A 20,720-nucleotide genomic window follows, 5' to 3' on the forward strand; every position below is an offset into this window, starting at 1 on the left:
ATGAGCAACCAGACTCAACAACACGAGCAGCAGGCAGGTCAGGCGTTCAGTCAGGACGAGTTCAGCGCACTGCTGAACAAAGAGTTCCGTCCTAAAACTGACCAGGCGCGTTCCGCCGTCGAGAGCGCGGTAAAAACTCTGGCGCAGCAGGCGCTGGAAAACACCGTTACCTTCTCCAACGACACCTATCGCACCATCCAGAACCTGATTGCGGGTATCGACGAACAGCTCTCTCAGCAGGTGAATCAGATCATTCACCACGAAGAGTTTCAGAAGCTGGAGAGCGCCTGGCGCGGTCTGAGCTATCTTGTGAACAACACTGAAACCGACGAGATGCTGAAGATCCGCTTTATGAGCATCTCCAAGCAGGAGCTGGGTCGTACCCTGAAACGCTATAAGGGTGTGGGCTGGGATCAGAGCCCGATCTTCAAGAAAATCTACGAGCAGGAGTACGGTCAGTTTGGTGGTGAGCCGTTTGGCTGCATCGTCGGCGACTACTACTTTGACCACAGCCCGCAGGACGTTGAACTGCTGGGTGAAATGGCGCGTATCGGCTCTGCGGCTCACTGTCCGTTCATCACCGGTACCGCACCGGGCGTGATGCAGATGGAGTCCTGGCAGGAGCTGGCTAACCCACGCGATCTGACCAAAATCTTCCAGAACACCGAATACGCCGCCTGGCGTTCACTGCGTGAATCGGAAGATGCCCGCTATCTGGGCCTGGTGATGCCGCGCTTCCTGTCGCGCCTGCCTTACGGCATTCGTACTAACCCGGTCGACAGCTTTGACTTTGAAGAGCAGACCGACGGCGCGAACCACAACAGCTACGCCTGGGCGAATGCCGCTTACGCGATGGCGGCCAACATCAACCGCTCCTTCAAAGAGTACGGCTGGTGCACCTCAATTCGCGGCGTGGAGTCCGGCGGGGCGGTTGAAAACCTGCCGTGCCATACCTTCCCGAGCGACGACGGCGGCGTGGACATGAAATGTCCGACCGAGATCGCCATCAGCGACCGTCGCGAAGCCGAGCTGGCGAAAAACGGCTTTATGCCGCTGGTTCACCGCAAAAACTCCGACTTTGCTGCCTTCATTGGCGCGCAGTCGCTGCAAAAACCGGCCGAGTACCACGACCCGGATGCCACAGCCAACGCGCGTCTGGCCTCCCGTCTGCCGTACCTGTTCGCCTGCTGCCGCTTTGCGCATTACCTGAAGTGCATCGTGCGTGACAAAATCGGCTCCTTCCGCGAGCGCGAAGAGATGGAACGCTGGCTGAACGACTGGGTCATGAACTACGTGGACGGTGACCCGGCCAACTCCTCTCAGGAGACCAAGTCCCGCAAGCCACTGGCCGCTGCAGAAGTCCAGGTGCAGGAGATTGAAGACAACCCAGGCTACTACGCCGCGAAGTTCTTCCTGCGTCCGCACTACCAGCTGGAAGGTCTGACCGTTTCTCTGCGTCTGGTATCTAAACTGCCATCGCTGAAAACGAAAGACGCGTAATTTTTGTGAGTTTCGCCCGGCGGCGCTACGCTTGCACGGGCCTACAATGCAACGTGAAATATATTGATATCGCTGCACAGCGTAGGCCGGGTAAGCAAAGCGCCACCCGGCAAGAAAGTCTGGTCCTGAGAGGTTCCGGAATAACGTTCGGTAGTAAAAGACTTCTCATTCTTTCCTTTTATTCGGGAGGGAATGTAAGACTGTCAAATGACACGGGTCATTTGATGTGAGGCAGAGGTAAAATATGGACGGTTTTATTCAGCCCCATGCTTTCCTGTTTGCCATATAAGTGCTTTTTCGAAAGCAATATTGTTCATCCACGAAGAGTAGATATTATGGCTATTGATATGTTTCTGAAGGTCGAGGGTGTTACGGGCGAATCTAAAGATTCTAACCACACCGGCTGGACTGATATTACCTCCTTCTCCTGGGGCGCTTCCCAGCCAGGTAATATGAGCGTTGGCGGTGGCGGCGGTGCCGGTAAAGTTAACTTTAACGATCTGCACGTTAACGCTCTGATCGACAAATCCACCACAGCAATTCTGAAACACTGCGCCAGCGGTAAACACCTGACCAAAGTTGAGCTGTCCGTCTGTAAAGCCGGTGGCCAGCAGGTGGAATACTCTCGCATTACCCTGGAAGACGTTCTGGTAACGTCTGTTCAGTACACCGGTGCAGACAACGGCGATACCGTTGGTGTGACCTATGCATTCCAGGCTGCGAAAGTGAAACAGCAGTACTGGGAGCAGACCACCTCTGGTGGTAAAGGTGCTGAAAGCAGCGCTGGCTGGAACATCAAAGAAAACAAAGAAGCATAATAGTAGTGGGTCCGAAAGGGCCCACTTTTTCCTGAGCTTCTTTTCAAGGAGAAACAAGATGTCTCATATGCGTCCTGCTTTTGGTGCCGCCTGGAACCGATTTAAAGAAGTGAACGTCAACGTAGAACAGGTTGGCAAGTTATTGGGGGGGAAAGTTCAGCATAATATAGATGCTGGTATTTTTAAAAATGCCTGCCCCATTCGTATGAGCTATGTTTTAAATTATTGTGGCATTCCAGTTCCTTCTAATAGTAAATATGCAACTGTGACCGGGAGCGACAAGAAGCGATATATGTTCCGTGTTAAAGATATGATTGCTTTTTTACCCACGGTATTGGGAAAAGCTGACATATCTGTTTCTTCTCCAACCCCAGCACAATTTGCGGGCAAGCAAGGTATTATTATTTTTACCGGGCATGGCTGGCTTGATGCAACCGGGCATGTAACACTCTGGAACGGAAATATTTGTTCGGATGATTGTCATTTCCTTGGCTCACCGGGTAATGGTTCATTTATCCCTACTAACGCAACCTTCTGGAGCCTGAAATGAAAAAGCCATTGCTCTTTGTCTTAGCCTTCGTTGCCTCCGCCGCAAATGCCCAGACGTTGCCTGATATCAGTACTTTTTCTCAACAACAAATCTTCGAAAACTGGGTGCAGAATCGATGCATCGGTAAGATTGCGGACAGTAAAAGCCTGAAAGAAGATGCTGACGCCAGCGCCGCGGCATGGCTGGAAGCAAGCAATCTGCCTGCTGAGAATTTTGAAAAAGCTGATGAGGTGATTGTTTCTTTACTGAAACAGAAGGTAGGTGGTACCGAGCCAGGTCATTATCAGATATTGAAGTGCACCTTGATCGCTAATAGTGACGCTATTCGGCCACTCAAATCCTCAAAGTAGTAAAGATGAAATCGGCCCCAAACGCCGCCGTTCTCACCCCCGAGAGCGGCAGCGTTTGAGCGCTAATCATACCAGCAGGAATACGCCATGCGATTCACGATTATTTCTACGAAACCCGGTCATCAGCCGCCGCAGAGCAGTTGTGATTTTTATGCCCCCGGGGGCACTATTGGGCGCGGTACGGATAACAATCTGGTACTGCCGGACAATGACCGCACCATCTCGCGCCTGCAGGCTATTGTTCACGTTGACGCCCAGGGCGAATGCCGCGTGACCAACCGTGGCAGCGTCACCCGCGTGGTTTTGAACGACATCCCGCTGGAGCGGGGGCGTCAGGTAGAGCTGCAGGACGGGGATATTCTCGGTATTGATGACTACCGCATCGAAGTGACGGAACTTATCCACGACACGCAGCCGGTGAGCCGCATGGCCGCCAGTATGCAGCAGCAGGCTCGCCCGACAGTGGCGCCGACACCTGCTCCGCAGCCAAAGCCAGCCAGTGCCGCACCGCGCGGCAAAGCGGAGCCAACGGCCGTGCCGTCGGAAATCTGGGATAGCCTGATGCAGGAGTTCTCTATCTCTGACAGCATCTCCAGCAACCGTGCGAAACCGCAGCCTGCGGCGTCTCACGATCCTTTCTCGCAACCCGCGGCACCCGAGCGTAACGCTGAAGACCCGCTGGCAATGTTCAACGACAGCGAGCCGAAGCTTGAGCGTAAGAATGTCGATCCCGACACGCTGTTCAGCGATGAAGCGTTGTTCAAAAAAGAGAGCATTTTTGACGATGTCACCCCTTCAACGCTGGTGCCGCCGGTAGAGAGCAAACCTGCGCCTGCAGAAGAGGCGACGGATGAACTCGACCCGCTGGCCCTGTTTGGTGGTTCGGCCAGCGCGCCAGCCGCGCGTAACGATGATCCGCTCGGGCTGATGGGCGGGGCGCCATTAACCCATCCGGATGAGATCGTGCCTGAGCCATCTGCACCCGCGCCAGAGCCAGAGGCCGTACCGCAGGACGATCCGCTGGCGGATTCTCCGCTGTTTGCTCCTGAGCCGCAGGATCCACCGCGTGCGGAAGAGGAAGAGCCGGTACGTACCGATTACGCAGGCTTTACTATGCCTACACCGCAGGCCGTCGCACGCAGCAGCGCACAGACGCCGAAGGGACGTCTGCGTATCGACCCGGTCAAAAACGCGGCTGTGCCAAGCGCTACGGCGCAAAACGGTGAGAAAGGCGAGGTGCTGCAGGGCGAGCTGCTGGAGGCGCTGCTGGAGGGGATGGGCCTGAGCGAAATGCAGCCGGTGCCGCAGTTTGACCGTGAAAATATGCGTCAGTTGGGCCAGATCCTCGGCATGTTCTCGCAGGGCACCGTGGCGTTGCTCTCTTCGCGCTCTATCCTCAAGCGCGGCGTAAAAGCCGATATGACCATGGTGCTGGACGATGCCAACAACCCGTTCAAGCTGCTGCCGACCGGGAAAACGGTCCTGATTCAGATGTTCGGTACGCCGATGCCGGGCTTTATGCCACCCACCAAATCAGTGCGTGACGCGCTAATCGATCTGCAGGCGCATCAGCTGGGGATGATCTCCGGTATCCGCGCCATCATCGCTGCGATGCTGCAGTCCTTTAACCCGGAGCAACTGGAAGAGCAGGCGAAGCAGAACGGCATGACCTCTCGTCTGGCGCTGCCGGGCAGCCGCAAAGCCGCGCTGTGGGACTACTTTGTTCGCAGCTATGGCGAGACGGCCGGTGAGATTGAGGATGACTTCCACACCCTGTTTGGCGAAGCGTTCCTTCATGCTTATGACATGGAGGTCAATCAGTACAAAGACTCACAGAGCGGATCGGAAGAAAAATGAATATCGCAACGGCTTCTCTCTCCCGCCAGGGAACGCGCGCCAGCAATCAGGACCAGACGGGAGAAACCATAGGGGAACGTTCAGCCTGCTTTGTCGTCTGTGACGGCATCGCTGGTCTGCCGGGCGGTGAGGTGGCCGCTGAACTGGCCCGCAATAGCATCATCTCCCGTTTTGATGGCGACAAACACCTCAACGCGCAGCATATTCGTGACTATGTGCAAACCGCGAATCGCACCATTCTCAGCGAACAGCAGGCGGTGCAGGACTATCGCCGGATGGGTACCACGCTGGTCAGCCTGTTTATCGACCGGGATTACCGTCTGGCCTACTGGGCACACGCCGGGGACAGCCGTCTGTACCTGTTTCGTCGCGGCTGGCTGTGGCATGTCACCACCGACCACAGCCTGGTTCAGCAGATGAAAGATGCCGGTCACCAGACCGATAACCTCAACAGCAACCTGCTGTATCTGGCGCTGGGCATTGAAAACGGTGGCCCGGAAGCGAGCTACAGCGACGTGGTGCAGGTTGAAGACGGCGATGCCTTTTTACTCTGCACCGACGGTTTCTGGCACGGCGTCAGCGAAGAGCAGATGAAACAGTCGCTGCATATGGTCAACACCCCACAGGAGTGGCTGACCTTAATGAACCAAATCATTCAAAAGAATGCTGAACAGGAGGGGAATGCTCAGGATAACTATACGGCGCTGGCGGTATGGATGGGCAACCCTCAGGACACCACTTTGCTGCATACGCTCTCTGACGCAGCACAATTTCTTCCCTGCGGAACTGACTAGACACACAAGGAACGATATGAAACTTTGGCTATCGGGTTTGGCACTTCTGGCGGTGGCCTCCACCGCCCAGGCTGAAAATTTCCGCATCGTGCAGTCTCCTGCGCAGAAGCTGGATATCTGGATCGACAACATCAAAGACAACACCCCGCAGAGCTGGTGTAAATCAGAGATTGCGCTGCGCATTGTGGCGAACGGCAATAAAGACGTTTCAGTGCTGGAAAACTTTGTTCCGCGTCTCGGCTCGCTGCTGGAACACCAGTGCAGCAAAGTGAATAAGCTGAGCTGGGCCCTCAACGATCCGGCAGGGACTACGCTTGCGCAGGGAACAGCAGACAAAGCTCAGGAGTGGAAGCTGGTGGTGAAACAGCAGCAGACGGCACCCACTGCGACCCAGACCAGCGGCGCGTTACTGCCACCTGACCAGAACGCTGAAACCAACACGGTGGCCGCTGACCGCACACCGTGGCAGGAGTTTACCCTCCAGGACGGCTGCCATCTGCGCACCTTCTGGGAAGGCGGATCTTCCGCGCCGGCGCTGTTTATTCCGGATTCCGACACGACCCGCTGCGGCAACGGCAGCTGGCTGAGCGGCCACACGGTTATCTCGCAGACCCGCAGCGGCGGTCAAAAAGAGATAGCGGTGACCTACATTCACGGCTTCCCGGTGATGGGGCTGAATCAAAGCGTCGACCCGGAACATGCCCTGATCACCTCCGTCAACAAAGAGCGTATGGTCTTCAGCACCCCGAACAGCGACCAGAGCTGGATGATCCTGCCTTACGACAGCGCCCTGAACGGCTGGAAAAGCAACGGCACGGTGGCCGTGGAGATCTCGCGTGAAACCGCCAGCGACGATGCAAAACTGCAGGCGCGTATTGCTGCAGTGAAGAAGGTCTGGAGCGCCTGGGTTACCCCTGGCACCACGTTGAATATTGTCCTGATTGATACCCTGCGTCCTCAGCTGCGTGACCCGGCAGTGGGCGCCTGGCGCGCGGCAAACTAAGGAATGGCTATGAATACGCTCTATCAACATCTGGCGGGCGAGTCGCTCAGCGACGCGCTGGTGCGTCTTGAAAACGAGATTAAAGCCCGTCCGGCGGATGCCGATCTCCGTGCCGCGTTTGTGCAGTTTCTCACCCTCAGCGGTAACTGGACGCGCGCGCTGACCCAGCTGAAAAGCTGGCTGGCGCTTAAGCCGCAGGCGAAACCCACCGTCACCCTGCTGGAGCAGTGCATTCAGGGAGAACTGCAGCGCGCGCAGGTGATGGCGGGAGAACGTCGTCCGGCCATGCCGGAAGCCCAGTGGCCATGGCTGACCACCCTTGCTGCCGCGCTGAGCGAGAGCGATGAACGCGCTCACGCGCTGCGTCTGGAAGCCCTTGAACAGGCGCAGGCGAGCGCGGGGCAATGGACGCTAGAGAATGATGAGACGCAGACCTTTGAATGGCTGATGGACGGCGATGCCCGTCTGGGGCCGGTGTGCGAAACCCTTGTTAACGGCCGTTACTTCTGGCTGCCGTTTAGCGCTATCGCAGAGATCCGTTTCCAGACGCCGGCCAGCGTCACCGATCTGGTCTGGCGTCATGCGCTGGTGCGTTTGACCGATGGGACGGAGCAGGTGTGTCAGATCCCGGCGCGTTATCCTTTTGCAGCCGATGCCTCTGACGCCGTTAAACTCGCACGCACCACCGAGTGGCTGCCGCTCGATGATGACGGCACTCTGTATGAAGGGTTGGGGCAGAAAGCCTGGCTCAGCGAGCAAAGCGAAAGCCCGCTGCTGTCGCTGAGTCTCGTTACTTTTGCAACGGATGGAGCCCATGAGTAATCCTACTGGCGAAGGCGATCTGCTGCGCAGCGGCTGGCAAGCCCGCAGTAAGCAGGAGAAGGTGGGGGCGCGCGATAAAATGCAGCCCTCGCTGCTCGATCGCCTCACCGATAACGACCCGGAGAAAAAGCGCGAGTCGGCCAACAGCAACCTGATCACCCATGCCGCGCTGCGTCGCAACGTGCTGCGGGATCTGCAGTGGCTGTTTAATACCATCAATCACGACGCCTCCGGCGATTTGAGCATGCTGCCACACGTAAGCCGTTCGGTAGTGAATTTTGGCGTTGCGCCGCTGGCCGGAAAGCGCATGTCGGATATCGAATGGCACGACATTCAGCGCAAACTCACCGAGGCCATTGTCAACTTTGAACCCCGCATTTTGCCCCAGGGGCTGCAGGTCCGCTGTGTGTCGGACACCTCCTCGCTGGATCTGCACAACGTGCTCTCCATCGAGATAAAAGGGCGTTTGTGGTGTGTGCCGTACCCGCTGGAGTTTCTGTTTCGTACCGATGTCGATCTGGAAAACCGCCACTTTGAACTGAAAGATGCGGGGTGATCGTGGAAAGTAAACTGCTCGAATATTACAACCGTGAGCTGGCCTATCTGCGTGAGATGGGCGCCGAATTTGCCGAGCGCTATCCCAAAGTGGCCGGACGGCTGGGCATGCGCGGCATCGAAGTGGCGGATCCGTACACCGAACGACTGATGGAGGGCTTTGCCTTTCTGACCTCGCGCGTGCAGATGAAAATGGACGCGGAGTTTCCGCGCTTCTCCCAGCGCTTGCTGGAGATGATTGCGCCGAACTATCTCGCGCCCACTCCGTCCATGGCGATTGCTGAAATTCAGCCTGACAGCAGCCGTGGCGATTTGAGCAACGGTTTTATCGTGCCACGCGGCACAATGATGGACAGCCTGGCGCTGAAGAAAACCGGCGTGACCTGCAGCTACACCACGGCGCATGAGGTGAACCTGCTGCCGCTGAAAATCGACAAGGTTGAGCTGGGCGGTGTGCCTGCCGACCTGCCCCTGACACAGCTTGGTCTGGGCCAGCAGGGGATCAGCAGCGCCTTACGGATCCGCATTGCCTGCGACGGTCCGCAAAACCTCGGCCACCTTGATTTTGACCGGCTGGAGTTTTTCCTTAGCGGCCCGGATATCGAGGCGTTAAAGCTGCTGGAGCTGGTAATGGAGCACCATGTCGGGGTGGTCTGCCAGACCGTCAGCAAACATCCGCAGCGTGATGTGCTGGCGTCTGATGCCTTGCGTCAGGAAGGGTTTGACGCGGATCAGTCGCTACTCCCGGACGATCTGCGCAACTTTGACGGCTACCGTCTGCTGCAGGAGTACTTTGCTTTTCCGGCCCGTTTCCGCTTCATCAGCCTGAGCGGGCTGAGCAAACTGATCCAGCGCTGCGAAAACGAAAAAGCCTTCGATATCTTCATTCTGCTGGATAAAACCGATGAACAGCTGGAGCGCGTTGTCGATGCCAGCCATCTGGCCCTGCACTGCACGCCAGTGATCAACCTGTTCCCGAAGGTAGCGGCGCGTCAGAAGCTGAGCGAAGGCCAGCATGAATACCATCTGGTGGTGGATAACATCCGCCCGCTGGATTACGAAATTTACGCGGTAAACAAGATATACGGCAGTGCGGATGGTCAGCGCGACGACCAGACGTTTCGTCCGTTCTGGAGCACCTGGAGCGGTGATGCGGGCAACTACGGGGCCTACTTTTCCCTGCGCCGGGAACAACGCGTGCTCTCTGAGCACGCCCTGCGTTACGGCACCCGCACCGGCTACATTGGCTCGGAGGTCTTTGTCTCGCTGGTGGATGAGCAGCATGCACCCTGGCAGGAGAACCTGCGCTATATCTCCGCCGAGGTGCTGTGCACCAGCCGGGATCTGCCGCTGATGCTGCAGCAGGAGCTGGGACAGTTCATTATGGCTGACTCCATGCCGGTGAAGTCGCTGACCTTGCGTAAGGGGCCGACGCCGCCGCGTCCGGCGCTGGCAGAAGGGTTCAGCACCTGGCGGTTGATCAGCCAGCTACAAATGAACTACCTCAGCCTGATGGACAGTGAAAACGAAGAGGGCGCCGCCGCGCTGCGTCAGCTGTTAGGGCTGTACGCTAATCTCGCGGAGACGCCGGTTGCGCGTCAGGTAGAAGGGGTTCGTCACTGCGTGCTGGAGCCGGTTCACCGCCGCGTGCCCGAGCCGGGACCGGTCGTCTTCGCCCGTGGCATCGGCATTACCCTGACGGTGGATGAACGTGCGTTTTCCGGTGCCAGTCCCTGGCTTTTCGGTAGCGTGCTGGAGCGGCTGTTTGCCCGTCTGGTGTCGATCAACAGCTTCACGGAATTCACCCTGAAAAGTCAGCAGCGCGGCGAGATTGGCTACTGGGCGCCGCGTATGGGCAAAAGGGCACTGGTATGAGCGACGTTGTCACTGCGCCACTGAAGGTTCATCGTCTGACGCCGCTGCCGGACAATTTCTGGCGCGGGGTTCGCGAGACGCCATGGCGCTACGATCTGTTCCAGCTGTTAAGGCGCATTGATGCTCAGGGCGGGGAGCGCTACCCGCTGGGGCGTGCGCCGCTGCCAAAATTCGAGCCGCTACGCCTGGGCCAGCAGCCGTCGATGAGTTTTGCACCTTCGACGGTGGCGCAGGTACGCCAGCGCGAAGGCAACGGGCTGCACGAGGTCTCCATTCTGAGCTTCGGCCTGTTTGGTCCTAACGGGCCGCTGCCGGTTCACATGACCGAGTATGCCCGCGAGCGGATCCATCATCATCAGGACACCAGCCTGAGCGCGTTTGCCGATCTGTTCCATCATCGTCTGACGCTGCTGTTTTATCGCGCCTGGGCCGATGCGCAGCCTGCCGTCTCCCTCGACCGCGCCGACAATAAACGTTTTGAGGGATATCTGGCGTCGTTGATTGGTATGGGGCAGCCCGGCCAGATGGACAAAGGCAGCCTGAGCGCCCATGCCCGCTTTACCCACGCCGGACACCTGACCCGCCACGGACGGGATCCTGAGGGCCTGGAAAAAATCCTGCGTAACTATTTTAAAGCCCCGGTCAAACTGATCGCCAACGTACCGCAGTGGATGCCGCTTTCACCGCGCGAGCAGGCGCAGTTGGGAGCAGGACGCCGCGTGCCGCGGATGGGCGAATCTGCGTTTCTGGGCGTGGCGGTCCGCGACGTGCAGCATAAATTTCGCATCGAGATTGGCCCACTCAGCGCGGAAGAGTACAACCGGTTTTTGCCCGGAGAAGTATGGGTAACCGAACTGCGGGACTGGGTACGCCAGTACGCAGGGGTGGAATTTGAATGGGAAACACGGGTGATCCTGCGCGCTGACGCCGTGCAGGGCGCCACGCTCGGCAGCACCGGGCGATTGGGGTACAACACCTGGCTGGGCCTTCAGCCACAGCCTGTCCCGCGTGGCGATCTGGTGTATCGCGCAGAGCGGTAATCCTTCCGTATACCGAATCATTGTTAATGGAAACTAACATGTCAGAAATTAGCCGTGCCGTGCTTTTCGGCAAACTGGATACGCTGTTATTTACCTCTCTGGAAAGCGCCACCGCGTTCTGCAAGCTGCGCGGCAACCCCTACGTCGAGCTGGTGCACTGGCTGCATCAGTTGATGCAGCAGCAGGATGGCGATCTGCAACAGGTGATCCGTCATTTTGCCCTCGACGAACAGCAACTGACGCGCGATATCGTGGCGGCGCTCGATGCCCTGCCGCGCGGAGCCAGTTCCGTTTCCGATCTCTCCGAACATATCGACAGCGCCGTCGAGCGCGCCTGGGTCTATGGATCGCTGAAGTTTGGCGTCAGCCGTATCCGCGGTGGCCATCTGCTGATCGGCATTCTGAAAACCTGGAATCTGGCGAACGTGCTGAAGAGCATCTCGGCGCAGTTTACCCGTCTTAACGTCGAGGTGCTGATTGAGCAGTTCGATACTATCTGTGCCAACAGCAAAGAGACGCAGCAGGCCGCTGCCGCAGTGGATGCGCCAGCCGGTTCGGTGCCTGCTGCCCAGGGAACGCTGGCCCAGTATGGTCAGGACCTGACCGCCCGTGCCCGTGAAAGCAAAATTGACCCGGTAGTTGGGCGCGATGAAGAGATCCGCCAGATGATCGATATCCTGATGCGTCGCCGCCAGAACAACCCGCTGCTGACCGGGGAAGCCGGCGTCGGAAAAACGGCGGTGGTGGAAGGGCTGGCGCTGCGCATCGCCGACGGCGATGTGCCGGAGCCGCTGCAAAACATTCAGCTGTGGCTGCTGGATATCGGTATGCTGCAGGCCGGTGCCGGGATGAAAGGCGAGTTCGAAGCCCGTCTGCAGGCATTAATCAATGAAGTACAGTCCAGCGCCACGCCAATCATTCTGTTTATCGATGAAATCCACACCCTGATCGGTGCGGGCGGTCAGCAGGGCACCGGTGATGCCGCCAACCTGCTGAAGCCAGCGCTGGCGCGTGGACAACTGCGTACCATTGGCGCCACTACCTGGGCGGAATACAAAAAATACATCGAGAAAGATCCGGCGCTGACCCGTCGCTTCCAGACGGTGCAGGTACATGAACCCGATGAGGCCAAAGCGGTTCTGATGCTGCGCAGCACCGTGTCGCCGCTGGAGACCCACCACCAGGTCTTACTGCTCGACGAAGCGGTTAGCGCAGCCGTGAAGCTTTCGCATCGCTACATTCCGGCCCGCCAGCTGCCGGATAAAGCCGTTGCTCTGCTGGATACGGCCTGCGCCCGCGTGGCGGTGAGCCAGAGTGCACCTCCGGCGCAGCTGGAAGATTGCCTGCGCCATCTTGCGGCGCTGGACGTAGAAATTGAGATAGCGGAGCGCGAAGCGCGCGTCGGTGCAGGGGAATCTGAGCGCGTCACGGCATTAACCGCAGAGCGTGACGCGTATGAGGCGAAACGTGAGGCCCTGGCCCGGCGCTGGGAAGACGAGCGTAGCCTGGTGCAGGAGATCATTCGCCTGCGTGCCGCACTGTTTGCGGCGGGCGATGACGACACCGCTGAGCTGCGCAGCCAACTGGCAGAGCAGCAGCAGGCGCTGAACGCCTTACAGGGTGATGAACCGTTGCTGTTTGCCGCTGTGGATGAAAACGTGGTGGCGGCCGTAGTCTCTGACTGGACCGGCATCCCGCTGGGCCGGATGGTGAAAAACGAGATTGATGCGGTACTGAACCTCGCCGACACGCTGAACCAGCGGGTGATTGGCCAGCGTCACGGTCTGGATCTGATTGCCCGCCGGGTGAAAACCTCCCGGGCAAAACTCGACGATCCGAACAAGCCGGTTGGCGTGTTTATGCTCTGTGGCCCGTCCGGCGTGGGGAAAACCGAAACCGCGCTGGCGCTGGCGGAGTCGCTGTACGGTGGTGAGCAGAACGTCATTACCATCAACATGAGTGAATTCCAGGAAGCGCACACCGTTTCCACCTTAAAAGGTGCACCCCCGGGATACGTCGGGTATGGTGAAGGCGGGGTGTTAACCGAGGCCGTCCGTCGCCGTCCTTACAGCGTGGTGCTGCTGGACGAAATCGAAAAAGCGCACCCGGACGTACATGAGATCTTCTTCCAGGTCTTCGACAAAGGCTGGATGGAGGATGGCGAAGGCCGTCACATTGATTTCCGTAATACGATTATTATTCTGACGTCTAACGTCGGGACCGAGCTTATCAGCGCCATGTGTGCCGATCCGGAACTGATGCCGGAGCCGGAGGCGTTAAGCGGGGCGCTGCGCCAGCCGCTGCTGGAGGTGTTCCCACCGGCGCTGCTGGGCCGTCTGCTGGTGGTGCCGTACTATCCGCTGAGCGACGCGATGCTGGGGCAGATTGTTCGCCTGCAGCTCAAACGCATTCAGCGTCGGCTGGAAGAGAATCACAATATTATTTCCGAGTTTGATGACAGCGTTGTAGAACAGATTGTTCAGCGCTGTACCGAGGTGGAATCAGGTGGACGTATGGTGGATGCGATCCTGACCAACACCTTGCTGCCTCAGATGAGTCAGATATTACTTACCGCCAGCCGCAGCGACGAGCAGTACCGACGTCTGCATGTCACCTGCGAGCAGGGCGAGTTTCACTGTCAGTTTGCCGCGTAATAATCATCAAGAGAACTGTAAAAGATGACGGATAATGATAACAATCGGACTGTCCCAAACGCGCTCCCGGTCGGGTATCGCTTCAACGAATTTGAAATTAAAGAGGTGATTGGCGGCGGCGGATTCGGCATCGTCTATCGCGCCTGGGATCACCAGCTCGAACGCACTATCGCTATCAAAGAATTTATGCCTTCCTCGCTCGCCGTGCGCGGCGACGACATGACGCTGGTACTGCGCAGCGAACGCTTTGGCAAAGCGTTTTCGGCGGGGCTGAACAGCTTCATTCAGGAAGCCCGCCTGCTGGCGCGCTTCAACCACCCGAACCTGCTGCACGTGTTGCGCTTCTGGGTGCAAAACGATACGGCTTACATGGGCACGCTGTTTTACAGCGGCACCACGCTTTCTCGCCTGCGCGAGGAGAAGCCGGAGCTGATTAACGAGGCATGGATCCGTCGTACGCTGCCGATGCTGTTTGGCGCAATCAAGACCATCCATGACGAGGGCTATCTGCACCGCGATATTTCGCTGGATAACATTCAGATCCAGGATAACGGCCTGCCGGTGCTGCTGGACTTCGGCTCCGCGCGTCGCACCATCGGTAACCTCTCTGACGAAACCGAAACCATGCTGCGTCCGGGCTTTGCGCCTATCGAGCAGTACACCGACGACAACGAAAGCGAGCAGGGACCGTGGACGGATATCTACGCGCTCGGCGCGGTGCTGCGCACCCTGATCGTGGGCTCACCGCCACCGGTCAGCGTGGTGCGTTCCATTCAGGATACCTGCAAACCGCTGGCGGAAATCCAGCCGCAGGGGTACTCCCTGTCGCTGTTGCAGGCTATCGACCGTGCCCTGGCGTTGCACATGGAAGACCGTCCGCAGTCTATTGATGAGTTCGCGGCGTTAATCGAGATGCCGGTCGCCGGTATCGATGACGTGTTGACTGCTAAAAAACCGGGCACCATGCTGGTGCCGGTGGAAGAAGAGGCACCGGCTTCGGCGTTTGATTGGCGTCGTTACAAGATCCCCGGGATGGTTGCCGCGGGTGTGCTGGTTGGGGTGGTCGCTGGCGCGATGCTGTTCAGCGGCGGCCACGATGCGCCAGAACAGGCTGCGCAAGCACCGGAAGCATCCCGCACGACGGAAACCGCATCGAACGCGCCAGATGTCAAACAGGAGACCGCGAAGGTAAGCGAACAAGCGGCAACGCCTGCAACAGCGCAACCGACGCCGCCACCGGTTGAAGCCAGCCCGATTGCTCTGGTCTACATTCGCATCCTTGACGGCGAGACGTTGAAAGTGAACGGCGAGCCGAAAGCGCTGCGTCCGGCGAACAACGGCTATGCATCGCTCAAGCTGCCGGCGGGTGAGGTGAGCATTGAACTGCAGGGCAACGGCAGAACCCGTAGCCAGACGCTGGATATCGTGAAGCCTGGCACCTGGCTGGTGAATCCGTAAACAAGGCGAAAAGGGACTGGTAACAGGACGGAGCGAATGTACAACATAAAATTTGTCTATCTTTTCAGCGAGAACGTCTCGCCTGCGCTTTTTGCGAATATTATCCGCCCGTCCGTTGCCGGGCAGTGGATTATGTCGGTGCCCGACAATTCGCTGCGCTCGCTGTTTACACGTTACGACTTGCTGCACTCCATCACTGGCGCGAATCCTTATCAGTCCGGGCGCGATACCCGTAAGCTGATTGTGCAGGATCTCGACATGGGCAGAGTGGTGGCTATCGACGAGAGCTATCGTAACTGGTCGTCAGTGACGGAGATATTTTATATCAATGCTGATGGCCGACTGCAGGCTGCCTCGTTGGACGGTCTGGGCTGGTACCCGGTGAGTACAATTGTCGACCGCTACGAAACCATGGTGCGAACCTATGGCTCCCGCCCTGCGCCAACGGTGCTGCCGAAACAGGTAGTCAAATCCAAAGCGGCACAGATGCCGGACGAGCCGACGCCGGGCAAAGACGGTAAAACCTATGCGGCACAGCTGGAGAATATGACCAAAGCTGAACGCTGGCAGGCGCGTAAGGATCTGATTGCGAAGGGGAGTAATAGCCTCTATCCGGATGCGCAAATCGCGGCTAAGCGGCTGGCGGCGAATAATATCGCGGTTGAGAAAGCGAAGCTGGCAGAGAATGTGTATAAGACCGTGAACCCGCTTGAGGCCACGCCGGGAGTACCGGAGGGGTGGAAGGATATCAGTAATGATGCGGGTGCTTTGCAAAAGTTTGGCCTTAAAAGCAAAGATCTTTTCGATAGAGCTGACTCACCTGATTTTCTGTCACGCGTATATCAGCCTGATCCGGGTGTATTCGGTAAAGAGATGAATTCGACGCTGGTTTTTAGAGGATCGAGGGAACCGGGGTTGCCATCGCTTTCAGAGCATCTGGACTCGCTGCGAAATAAAAATGGATTCGCCTCAATAAAAAATGGTGCCGACTGGGCGAATAACTTTAAGCAAGGAATAGGGTTTGAAGCACCTTATTACCGCAGTGCAGTGCAACTGGGTGAAAAAATAGCAATGTCTTCCCAGCCGATTGATATTGCTGGGCATTCTTTAGGGGGCGGCTTGGCCTCGGCAACGTCTATAGCGAGTGGAAAAGCGGCCTGGACATTTAATGCGTCAGGGTTAAATAGCGGGACAGTAGAAAAATATGGCGGACGTTTGTTGGGAAGCGCTGAAAACATACAGGCCTACCGCGTCAAAGGAGAGCTGCTGACTAAAATTCAGGAAGTCGATCTTGTTGAAGACTTCAAAATGGTGAGAGGACATGTCCCGTCCTTAATCGCTAAAGAAGAGTTGTCAGCACTGGCACCTGATGCCGCAGGTATTCCTCATGATCTGCCTGGTGGGGTTGGTGGAGCACTCGACAGGCACGGGATTGGACAAGCCATTAATTGTATAGAACAGCAAAAAGACGAAGATATTTCGATAATCAGGAGTCGTTTGTGAATAAGCTTTTTGTATCCTTTTTCGTGATTCTCTTTTCATTGCTGATTCAGGGGTGTAAACAAGATATGGATCTAAATCCACAAGATTATTTCAGCGGTCAGCAACTGGTTCTGGCTGAAGATATTCAGCGTGGCGATATTGACGGTGTTGAAAAACTTGCGCCGCAAACTGATCTTAACAAACCAGGTAAGCAAGACATGACGCTTCTGTTTTGGGCGCTTGGTAACAGTATCAATGACAATAAAACTCCTTCTCGATTAAAAATCGTCACTTTATTGGTTAAGTCTGGTGCTGATCCCCTGCAACCGAGGCCGCAGGGTAAAAGCAGTCCCGCTGAGTTTGTATTGAATGCGGACAGTGCAGATTGGATCAATGCCTTACTCGACGGGGGATTATCGCCTGACGCTAAAGATAAAACGTTTCATGAGCCTATAATTTTTGAAACCATCAAAGCAAAAAATACGGACACGCTTGAGGCTCTGCTGGATCGAGGGGCAAACATTAATATCACTGATTCACTAAACAGTACATTATTGTTTGAAGCCTTAAACTATCATGCTTATGATCACGTAATGCTACTGCTGAAACGGGGTGCTGATACAGAAATTAGAGCCAAAAATGGCTGGACGATGGGTAACCAACTCCAACGCTATCATGAAAGAGCTAAAGAAGGTAGTGATGAGTATAAAAAACTTAACGAAATAAAAGAACTCCTTATTCAACATGGCGGTAAATGGCCACCTGCGCCAGTAAAACAATGATAAGCAGTAGGATATACGTTCAATATATTATATGGAATTGACGTGAAAATACGGTTAATTGCTAGCCTCATAGTGGTTTTCTTTTTTCTGATACAGGGATGTAGACAAAATTCGGATTTGAATCCCGAAGATTACTTTAGCGGCCAGCAGCTTATTCTGGCGCGGGCGATTGAAAGCGGCAATATGGATGAAGTCAAAAAATTTCTTCCGAAAACCGATCTCAATAAACCCGGTCAACATGATATGACGCTACTTTTTTGGGCGTTGACGAATACACTTTATGATAAGAAAACGCAACCGCGCTTACATATCGTGACCGAACTGATAAAGGCCGGTGCCGACCCGCTTCAGCCAAGACCCAATGGAAAAAGTAGCCCGGCAGAGTTTGTACTTATGGCCGACAGTGGAGACTGGATAAAGGCGATGCTGGATGGGGGATTATCTCCAAATGCTAAAGATTACGTTTTTAATAAACCAATTATTTTTCAAACTCTGGAAGCGAAAAACACCGAGACACTAAAAGCAATGCTTGACCGGGGCAGCAATATCGACATAACGGATTCCCTGGGTGAGACTCTGCTGATAAATGCTTTCGATTTTCATTCCTACGATCATGTTTTCCTTTTACTTGAGCGTGGGGCTGATCCTGACATTCGTGCTGATAACGGGTGGGCCTTAGGAAATCAGTTGCAGCGTTTTCTTGAAAGAGCGAAAAAAGACAGTGACGAGTATAAAAACCTTATCGCTATTAAAGAATCACTTATCCGACATGGTGGTAAGTGGCCACCCGAGCCGGTCAAAAGAGGGATTGAGTGAACATAAACGCAAAAAATAAAATACTCTATTTCTGGGGCATTATGGATGTCATCGGCATTGTGTTTTATTTTGTCGGCCCATACCACTTGCTTCAGTCATGGTGGGATTCTACCGGTGGGAATTTTGGTGTCATCATCTTCATGCTGATAGCAGGAGGGGTAAACGGTTTATTGACGGGTCTTTTTTACCTGGTATACCTTCTGTGGCCGGTTTCATTACTCTTTTCTGCCTGGTTTTTTTCACAACTCACCGAGATGCCGTCCGGTTTGCTCTGGCGCAGGAAGTGCTACGCCTGCTCACCCTGAGTTGTTCGGTAACCTTGTTCCCGATGATTATTGTCGGTCTCGGAATGAGTGTTATATCTCTTAATATCACGCTGTTCATTTTGTCGGAAATAGTAAAAATTGGCTCGCTCATATTTGTCATGAAAAAATGGGATGCGGGTGATGGGGTAAACAAACTTTTACCGTTAACTGAACGGGACTATATCGAAAGGGCCCTCACACTGGCGCAAAAAAGATATGCGGAAATTAATGGCAAGTACCCCAGGGAGCCAATTTTACATATGTATGATGAGATTGTGCAGCAGTTACGCATTCTGAAAAAGATTGTGATCAAAAACAAAGCTGACAAATCCGTATTAAAGAGAATGACTTTTGGCATTTATGCGGTCAGAGAATTTGAAAACTCAGATGAGCTCTTTTTCGAGAGACTGACGGAAGCATGGTATATCGCAGATCAACGTCTCCGTGGCGTTAAAGTGAAATTACCGCATGAAGTGGATCCTGACTATGTTCAGAAACAATGCGTACTGGCGGAAAAATACCCTGACGAGTTTTGAGAGTTATTGATATCATTTCCTCAATATATCTTTCCTCCTGAAGGATCCATAATGGTCGATCTACACAGCGAAGATGCGGTAATTAATCACTATGCAGACCGCTACCGCAATCTTATGCCGTTAAACCCCAGGAAGGTGTCACGGCAAAAGAGTTCCGATAACGTCTGGGATGAAACATTGCCGCTCGTCACAACGGAGGTCGTTTCGCGCGATAACGCGCTCGGTGCCTTAGTGGGATTGGCCGTTGGCGATGCCGTCGGGACAACGCTTGAATTTAAAGCACGGGATAGCGAAAACGTTAGTGATATGCAGGGTGGTGGTCCCTTCATGTTATACGCGGGTGAATGGACAGACGACACATCCATGGCTTTGTGTGTGGCAGAAACCTATCTTGCCGAAAATCGAATGAATACAGATACCCTTAGAAAGTTCCTTCTGAGGTGGTATCAAACTGGAGAGAACAGCAGTAACGGACGTTGTTTCGATATTGGCAATACAACGCGTTTCGCTCTGGAACAATATCTACATGTTGGGCCTTCCTGGTACGGTAACACGGAGAAACATACCGCGGGGAATGCCGGACTTGTTCGCCAGGCTCCTGTGTCGATCTTCCGCCGAAAGTCACTCAGGGCGATTTATTTTGAATCGCAGGCACAGAGCAGAGCAACTCACGGGGCGGTAGAATCTATCGATGCATGTCAATTTTTGGGGCTGATTCTGCATCATCTGATTAATGGTCATCAAAAAGAAGAGGCATTTTCACCCCATGTTTTTCCTTTGTGTGCACGGGTCATGATAATCAACGCGGGTGAGTACAAGCATAAAGCCCGTCATCAGATTCGTTCCAGCGGTTATGTAATCGATACGCTTGAAGCAGCAATGTGGGCGGTATGGAATACGGATAATTTCCGTGATGCGATCCTTCTTGCCGCCAATCTCGCGGATGATGCCGCTAGCGTCGCGGCAACGGCAGGGCAACTTGCCGGTGCATTGTATGGTTATTCTGAGATACCGCAGGACTGGAAAGACAAACTGGTACAACATGAACGTATTGCTGCGCTGGCGAGTGATTTGTTTGACAGAGCACCAGAGGACAACTTTCTCTAGTACGGGAGTTAAAGGAGAAGCGTGAATAAACAAAGTTATACAGCGATGGATTATATTGAAAATGCCCTCGGCATTATTCAGGAGCGAAAGTCAATTCATCCTTCTTTTTCTTTGTATAACGTGGCTGAAACACAAGTGGCGTATGTCAGGGATATCCTGACAGGAAAGAATAAAGATAAAAGTAAACTCCATACGTTAAATCTTGGCGCTATGGCTGCAAAAGAATTTGAAACTACCGATGAAGAGCTTGCCCGGCATCTGTCAAATATAAACTACATCGCTTCGCAGATGGCTCAAGGGTTAAAAGTTATTCTTCCTCATGAGCAGGATAATGAATATCTAAAAAGGCAAAAGCGGTATCGAAATTAAGCAGACGGTGACTTGTGCATATCCCAAAACGTCTTGTCAAAAATCTC

19 protein-coding genes are annotated in these 20,720 nt (G+C 55.0%); all 19 read left to right on the forward strand.

Going from position 1 to position 20,720, the window contains the following annotated elements:
* The 19 genes from tssC (at position 1) to ACOTX3_RS07740 (ending at position 20,673) form a co-directional block, all read left to right on the forward strand.
* The gene (tssC, locus tag ACOTX3_RS07650; protein ID WP_013096181.1) at positions 1–1,500 is read left to right on the forward strand and encodes a type VI secretion system contractile sheath large subunit; all 1,500 of its coding nucleotides are present in this window, start codon (positions 1–3) and stop codon (positions 1,498–1,500) included.
* 335 nt (positions 1,501–1,835) lie between these two features.
* Positions 1,836–2,318 (forward strand): Hcp family type VI secretion system effector, encoded by a 483-nt coding sequence (locus ACOTX3_RS07655; protein WP_008502640.1) that lies wholly within the window; start codon positions 1,836–1,838, stop codon positions 2,316–2,318.
* A gap of 58 nt (positions 2,319–2,376) precedes the next feature.
* The gene (locus ACOTX3_RS07660) at positions 2,377–2,868 is read left to right on the forward strand and encodes a type VI secretion system amidase effector protein Tae4 (RefSeq protein WP_013096182.1); all 492 of its coding nucleotides are present in this window, start codon (positions 2,377–2,379) and stop codon (positions 2,866–2,868) included.
* Positions 2,865–3,218: a T6SS amidase immunity protein Tai4 family protein gene (locus ACOTX3_RS07665; protein ID WP_013096183.1), complete on the forward strand. Its 354-nt coding sequence runs from the start codon at positions 2,865–2,867 to the stop codon at positions 3,216–3,218. Before ACOTX3_RS07660 ends, ACOTX3_RS07665 begins: the two co-directional genes overlap by 4 nt.
* 87 nt (positions 3,219–3,305) lie before the next feature.
* Complete coding sequence (gene tagH, locus ACOTX3_RS07670; protein ID WP_013096184.1) at positions 3,306–5,075, forward strand: type VI secretion system-associated FHA domain protein TagH; 1,770 nt, start codon at positions 3,306–3,308, stop codon at positions 5,073–5,075.
* On the forward strand, positions 5,072–5,869 hold the full coding sequence (locus tag ACOTX3_RS07675; RefSeq protein WP_013096185.1) for a PP2C family protein-serine/threonine phosphatase: 798 nt from the start codon (positions 5,072–5,074) through the stop codon (positions 5,867–5,869). The genes tagH and ACOTX3_RS07675 overlap by 4 nt, the downstream gene beginning before the upstream one ends.
* Before the next feature lie 16 nt (positions 5,870–5,885).
* The gene (locus ACOTX3_RS07680) at positions 5,886–6,872 is read left to right on the forward strand and encodes a hypothetical protein (RefSeq protein ID WP_038419867.1); all 987 of its coding nucleotides are present in this window, start codon (positions 5,886–5,888) and stop codon (positions 6,870–6,872) included.
* A 9-nt stretch (positions 6,873–6,881) separates the two neighbouring features.
* Positions 6,882–7,694 (forward strand): type VI secretion system accessory protein TagJ, encoded by an 813-nt coding sequence (locus tag ACOTX3_RS07685; protein WP_013096187.1) that lies wholly within the window; start codon positions 6,882–6,884, stop codon positions 7,692–7,694.
* A complete protein-coding gene (gene tssE / locus ACOTX3_RS07690) occupies positions 7,687–8,250 on the forward strand; it encodes a type VI secretion system baseplate subunit TssE (protein ID WP_127869003.1) in 564 nt (187 codons plus the stop codon). Before ACOTX3_RS07685 ends, tssE begins: the two co-directional genes overlap by 8 nt.
* A gap of 2 nt (positions 8,251–8,252) precedes the next feature.
* Positions 8,253–10,124 (forward strand): type VI secretion system baseplate subunit TssF, encoded by a 1,872-nt coding sequence (gene tssF / locus ACOTX3_RS07695; protein ID WP_038420938.1) that lies wholly within the window; start codon positions 8,253–8,255, stop codon positions 10,122–10,124.
* On the forward strand, positions 10,121–11,164 hold the full coding sequence (gene tssG, locus ACOTX3_RS07700; protein WP_127869002.1) for a type VI secretion system baseplate subunit TssG: 1,044 nt from the start codon (positions 10,121–10,123) through the stop codon (positions 11,162–11,164). The genes tssF and tssG overlap by 4 nt, the downstream gene beginning before the upstream one ends.
* 38 nt (positions 11,165–11,202) lie before the next feature.
* Positions 11,203–13,818, forward strand: coding sequence for a type VI secretion system ATPase TssH (gene tssH / locus ACOTX3_RS07705; RefSeq protein ID WP_058678612.1), 2,616 nt, complete (start codon positions 11,203–11,205; stop codon positions 13,816–13,818).
* 24 nt (positions 13,819–13,842) lie between these two features.
* Positions 13,843–15,276, forward strand: a complete 1,434-nt coding sequence (locus ACOTX3_RS07710) for a serine/threonine protein kinase (protein ID WP_013096192.1) — start codon at positions 13,843–13,845, stop codon at positions 15,274–15,276.
* 36 nt (positions 15,277–15,312) lie between these two features.
* Positions 15,313–16,779, forward strand: coding sequence for a hypothetical protein (locus ACOTX3_RS07715; RefSeq protein WP_058678613.1), 1,467 nt, complete (start codon positions 15,313–15,315; stop codon positions 16,777–16,779).
* Positions 16,776–17,540 carry an ankyrin repeat domain-containing protein gene (locus ACOTX3_RS07720; RefSeq protein WP_058678614.1) on the forward strand — a complete coding sequence of 255 codons (765 nt, stop codon included), beginning with the start codon at positions 16,776–16,778 and terminating at the stop codon, positions 17,538–17,540. The genes ACOTX3_RS07715 and ACOTX3_RS07720 overlap by 4 nt, the downstream gene beginning before the upstream one ends.
* Positions 17,541–17,582: 42 nt before the next feature.
* On the forward strand, positions 17,583–18,356 hold the full coding sequence (locus ACOTX3_RS07725; RefSeq protein ID WP_058678615.1) for an ankyrin repeat domain-containing protein: 774 nt from the start codon (positions 17,583–17,585) through the stop codon (positions 18,354–18,356).
* Positions 18,357–18,558: 202 nt separating this feature from the next.
* Positions 18,559–19,197 (forward strand): immunity protein Tsi6 family protein, encoded by a 639-nt coding sequence (locus tag ACOTX3_RS07730; protein ID WP_234355578.1) that lies wholly within the window; start codon positions 18,559–18,561, stop codon positions 19,195–19,197.
* 51 nt (positions 19,198–19,248) lie between these two features.
* Complete coding sequence (gene tri1, locus ACOTX3_RS07735) at positions 19,249–20,304, forward strand: ADP-ribosylarginine hydrolase Tri1 (RefSeq protein ID WP_058678616.1); 1,056 nt, start codon at positions 19,249–19,251, stop codon at positions 20,302–20,304.
* Between the two features lie 21 nt (positions 20,305–20,325).
* Complete coding sequence (locus ACOTX3_RS07740) at positions 20,326–20,673, forward strand: immunity protein Tsi6 family protein (protein WP_072205099.1); 348 nt, start codon at positions 20,326–20,328, stop codon at positions 20,671–20,673.
* Positions 20,674–20,720 lie beyond the last annotated feature (47 nt).

The sequence above is a fragment of the Enterobacter cloacae complex sp. IR5384 genome (assembly GCF_049237265.1).
Taxonomy (GTDB): Bacteria; Pseudomonadota; Gammaproteobacteria; order Enterobacterales; family Enterobacteriaceae; genus Enterobacter; species Enterobacter cloacae.

Excerpts from the sequence above, each read along its gene's own strand:
- tssC (WP_013096181.1), top strand. The coding sequence starts at position 1 with ATGAGCAACCAGACTCAACAACACGAGCAGCAGGCAGGTCAGGCGTTC.
- ACOTX3_RS07655 (WP_008502640.1), top strand. The coding sequence starts at position 1,836 with ATGGCTATTGATATGTTTCTGAAGGTCGAGGGTGTTACGGGCGAATCT.
- ACOTX3_RS07660 (WP_013096182.1), top strand. The coding sequence starts at position 2,377 with ATGTCTCATATGCGTCCTGCTTTTGGTGCCGCCTGGAACCGATTTAAA.
- ACOTX3_RS07665 (WP_013096183.1), top strand. The coding sequence starts at position 2,865 with ATGAAAAAGCCATTGCTCTTTGTCTTAGCCTTCGTTGCCTCCGCCGCA.
- tagH (WP_013096184.1), top strand. The coding sequence starts at position 3,306 with ATGCGATTCACGATTATTTCTACGAAACCCGGTCATCAGCCGCCGCAG.
- ACOTX3_RS07675 (WP_013096185.1), top strand. The coding sequence starts at position 5,072 with ATGAATATCGCAACGGCTTCTCTCTCCCGCCAGGGAACGCGCGCCAGC.
- ACOTX3_RS07680 (WP_038419867.1), top strand. The coding sequence starts at position 5,886 with ATGAAACTTTGGCTATCGGGTTTGGCACTTCTGGCGGTGGCCTCCACC.
- ACOTX3_RS07685 (WP_013096187.1), top strand. The coding sequence starts at position 6,882 with ATGAATACGCTCTATCAACATCTGGCGGGCGAGTCGCTCAGCGACGCG.
- tssE (WP_127869003.1), top strand. The coding sequence starts at position 7,687 with ATGAGTAATCCTACTGGCGAAGGCGATCTGCTGCGCAGCGGCTGGCAA.
- tssG (WP_127869002.1), top strand. The coding sequence starts at position 10,121 with ATGAGCGACGTTGTCACTGCGCCACTGAAGGTTCATCGTCTGACGCCG.
- tssH (WP_058678612.1), top strand. The coding sequence starts at position 11,203 with ATGTCAGAAATTAGCCGTGCCGTGCTTTTCGGCAAACTGGATACGCTG.
- ACOTX3_RS07710 (WP_013096192.1), top strand. The coding sequence starts at position 13,843 with ATGACGGATAATGATAACAATCGGACTGTCCCAAACGCGCTCCCGGTC.
- ACOTX3_RS07715 (WP_058678613.1), top strand. The coding sequence starts at position 15,313 with ATGTACAACATAAAATTTGTCTATCTTTTCAGCGAGAACGTCTCGCCT.
- tri1 (WP_058678616.1), top strand. The coding sequence starts at position 19,249 with ATGGTCGATCTACACAGCGAAGATGCGGTAATTAATCACTATGCAGAC.